The organism is Massilia sp. P2_C2, from assembly GCF_056404615.1.
Genome location: NZ_JBFUDR010000473.1, coordinates 1 through 3356, shown reverse-complemented (window position 1 = coordinate 3356; position 3356 = coordinate 1). Strand labels below are relative to the sequence as shown.

General features: G+C 63.2%; 2 protein-coding genes and 1 pseudogene. 2 read left to right on the top strand and 1 reads right to left on the bottom strand.

Annotation, left to right across the window (positions count from 1 at the left end):
* The coding region (locus AC1DYX_RS29580; RefSeq protein ID WP_477265557.1) for a M13-type metalloendopeptidase at positions 1-379 on the top strand (379 nt) is incomplete at its 5' end.
* A gap of 103 nt (positions 380-482) precedes the next feature.
* Entirely contained in the window at positions 483-2549 is a 2067-nt protein-coding gene (locus AC1DYX_RS29575) for a M13 family metallopeptidase (RefSeq protein ID WP_477265559.1), read from the top strand.
* Between the two features lie 73 nt (positions 2550-2622).
* On the opposite strand, the pseudogene AC1DYX_RS29570 reads toward AC1DYX_RS29575, so the two are convergent.
* Positions 2623-3356, bottom strand: a pseudogene (locus AC1DYX_RS29570) (hypothetical protein); the annotation flags it as partial.

Here is a 3356-nt window from a genome sequence, read left to right as displayed (position 1 = left end):
GGTCAAGCAGTACGACGCGTTCGAGCCGATCCCGGGCTACCACGTCAACGGCGCCCTCACGCTGGGCGAGAACATCGGCGACAACTCCGGGTTGTCCATCGCATACAAGGCGTACAAGATCTCGCTGCACGGCAAGCCGGCGCCCGTCATCGACGGCCTCACGGGCGACCAGCGCTTCTTCATGGGCTGGGCCCAGGTGTGGCGCTCGAAGATGCGCGAGGCGCAGCAGATCGTGCAGGTGAAGACCGATCCGCATTCGCCGGGCCAGTTCCGCGCCAACGGCACGCTGCGCAACCAGGCCGCGTTCTACGAGGCGTTCGGCGTGAAGGAAGGCGACAAGATGTACCTGCCGCCGGCGCAGCGCGTCACCATCTGGTAACGTTTCTGAAACAAACACGTCGCCATCAGCGATAATCAGGGACGGCGGTACCCCCGCCGGCCCACCATCCCACCCATAACAACCCGAGGGAGATGAAGAGATGATGAAGAAGCACACCCTGTTGAGCGCCCTGACCCTGGCGCTGCTCGCCAACGGCGTCCAGGCGGCCGAAGGCGCCGCCGCCAAGAACACGGCCATCAAGAAGGGCCAGACCCTGGCCGCCGGCATCGCCACCGAATACATCGATCCGGCCGTGCGCCCGCAGGATGATTTCTACGATTACCTGAACGGCAAGTGGATGAAGACGGTCGAGATCCCGGCCGACAAGTCGAGCTGGGGCTCGTTCGCCAAGCTGCGCGACGACACGCTGCCGCAGCTGCGCGGCATCATCGAAAAAGCCGCCGCCGGCAACCCGGCCAAGGGTACCGACGCCCAGCGCATCGGCGATTACTATGCCAGCTTCATGGACGAAGCGAAGCTGGAGCAACTGGGCATCACGCCTTTGAGTAGCGAACTGGCGAAGATCGCCGCCCTGAAGGACAAGTCCGAACTGCCCGCGCTGCTGGCGCACCTGGGCAAGATCGGCGTGAACGTGCCGTACGACTTCGGCATCCACCAGGACAACAAGGATTCGACGAAATACGTCGCCGATATCTACCAGAGCGGCCTGGGCATGCCCGACCGCGATTACTACCTGAAGCCTGACGACGCCAAGCTGGCCGACGCGAAGGCCAAGTACCTGGCCCACGTCGAGAAGGTGCTGGCAATGGCCGGCGACAAGAGCGCCGTCTTCAATGCGCGCTCGATCGTCGACTTCGAGACGGAACTGGCGAAGGTGCAGTGGACCAAGGTCGAACTGCGCGACCCGATCAAGGCCTACAACAAGGTGGTGCTGGCCGACATGGCCAAGATCGCCCCGGACTACGACTGGAACAGCTACCTGCACGCCACCGGCATCGCCGGCAAGGCGACCTATGTGATCGTCAGCCAGCCGACCTACCTGAAGGGCTTCGCCGAGATCTCGAACAAGACGTCGCTGGAGACCTGGAAGGCCTATCTGACGATGCATCTGGTGGACGCCTACGCGAACTACCTGAACATAGCCTACGTCGACGAGCGCTTCGACTTCTACGGCAAGACCCTGTCGGGCGTGAAGGAAATGGAACCGCGCTGGAAGCGTGGCGTGGGCGCGATCGAGCGCTCGCAGGGCGAGTCGCTGGGCAAGCTGTACGTGGCCGAGTACTTCCCGCCGGAGCGCAAGGCGCGCATGGAAGCGCTGGTCAAGAACCTGCTGGCCGCCTATAAACAGAGCATCGACAAGCTGGACTGGATGTCTCCGGCCACCAGGAAGGAAGCGCAGGCCAAGCTGGCCAAGTTCACGCCGAAGATCGGCTACCCGAACAAGTGGAAGGATTACTCGTCGCTCGTCGTGACGCGTGACGACCTGGTGGGCAACGTGATGCGTTCGCACGAAGTCGAGTACAACCGCGAGCTGAACAAGCTGGGCAAGCCGATCGACCGCGACGAGTGGGGCATGACGCCGCAGACCATCAACGCGTACTACAACCCGGAGATGAACGAGATCGTGTTCCCGGCCGCGATCCTGCAGCCGCCGTTCTTCGACGCCGATGCGGATGACGCCGTGAACTACGGCGGCATCGGCGCCGTGATCGGCCACGAGATCAGCCACGGCTTCGACGACCAGGGCTCGCAGTACGACGGCGACGGCAACCTGCGCGACTGGTGGACGGAAGCGGATCACAAGAACTTCGCGGCCAGGACCAGGATGCTGGTCAACCAGTACAACCAGTTCGAGCCGATCGAGGGCTACCACGTGAACGGCGAACTGACGCTGGGCGAGAACATCGCCGACAACTCGGGTCTCGCCATCGCCTACAAGGCCTACAAGATCTCGCTGAAGGGCAAGAAGGCCCCGTTGATCGACGGCCYCACCGGCGAACAGCGCCTGTACATGGGTTGGGCGCAGGTGTGGCGCACGAAGATGCGGGAGCAGCAGCAGATCGTGCAAGTGAAGACCGACCCGCACTCGCCGGGCCAGTTCCGCGCCAATGGCACACTGCGCAACCAGCCGGGCTTCTACGACGCCTTCAAGGTCAAGCAGGGCGACAAGATGTACCTGGCGCCGAAAGATCGCGTGATCATCTGGTAACGCGTAGTCGCATCGACGTCGCAAAATGTAAAAAGGCCGCGAGACTCGCGGCCTTTTTTCGTTACAGGGGCGATTACTGCGTCACGCTCGAGTACCAGCAGGACTTCACATAGCCGCGTGCCGGGTCGCCGAATACGCCGTTGCCGCAGTTGACCGGACCGGTCAGGACTTTCGACGTGTATAGCGTGGTCGTGCCGTAGCGGACTTCGCGCTTGCCGGTGAACGAGCAGGTATAGCCTTCGCTGGCGCACTTCGTCCAGGTCACCGTCGACGTGGTCGGGGTCGGGGTCGGGGTCGGGCTCGGGCTCGGGCTCGTCGGCGTCGGGCTGGTCGTCGTGGTCGTGGCCGCTTCATACGCGCCGATGTCGAGCTTGCCGGACACCGGACGTGCTTCGCCCGACGCGGTCGATTTATATTGCGCGACCGGTGCCAGCGACACGCCCTGCGGGGACGTACCCGGGTCCGAACCCATGTCGATCATCTGCGTGCCGGTCGGATGCAGGTCGTACGCGGCGCGGTTGACGAAGCTCGGGGCGGCTGCACGGTAGTTGGTCTTGTCGATCGTCGACGTCTGGGTGCTGAACATGCCCACGCCAGCAAAGATGTTGTTCTGGGCCAGGGCCGGGGTCGGAACCTTGGTGCTGACGAACATGAACGTGCCGCCGCTGCCGTAGTCGTTCAGGAACGTGTTGTTGATGACGTACAGGTTGCTGCCGATGTTCGACGCGCCTTCCTCGCCGTAGGCCAGCATCGTCGAGTTCGAGTTCGCTGCCGGTTGCTCGATGATGTTGCCGATCACGTAAGACG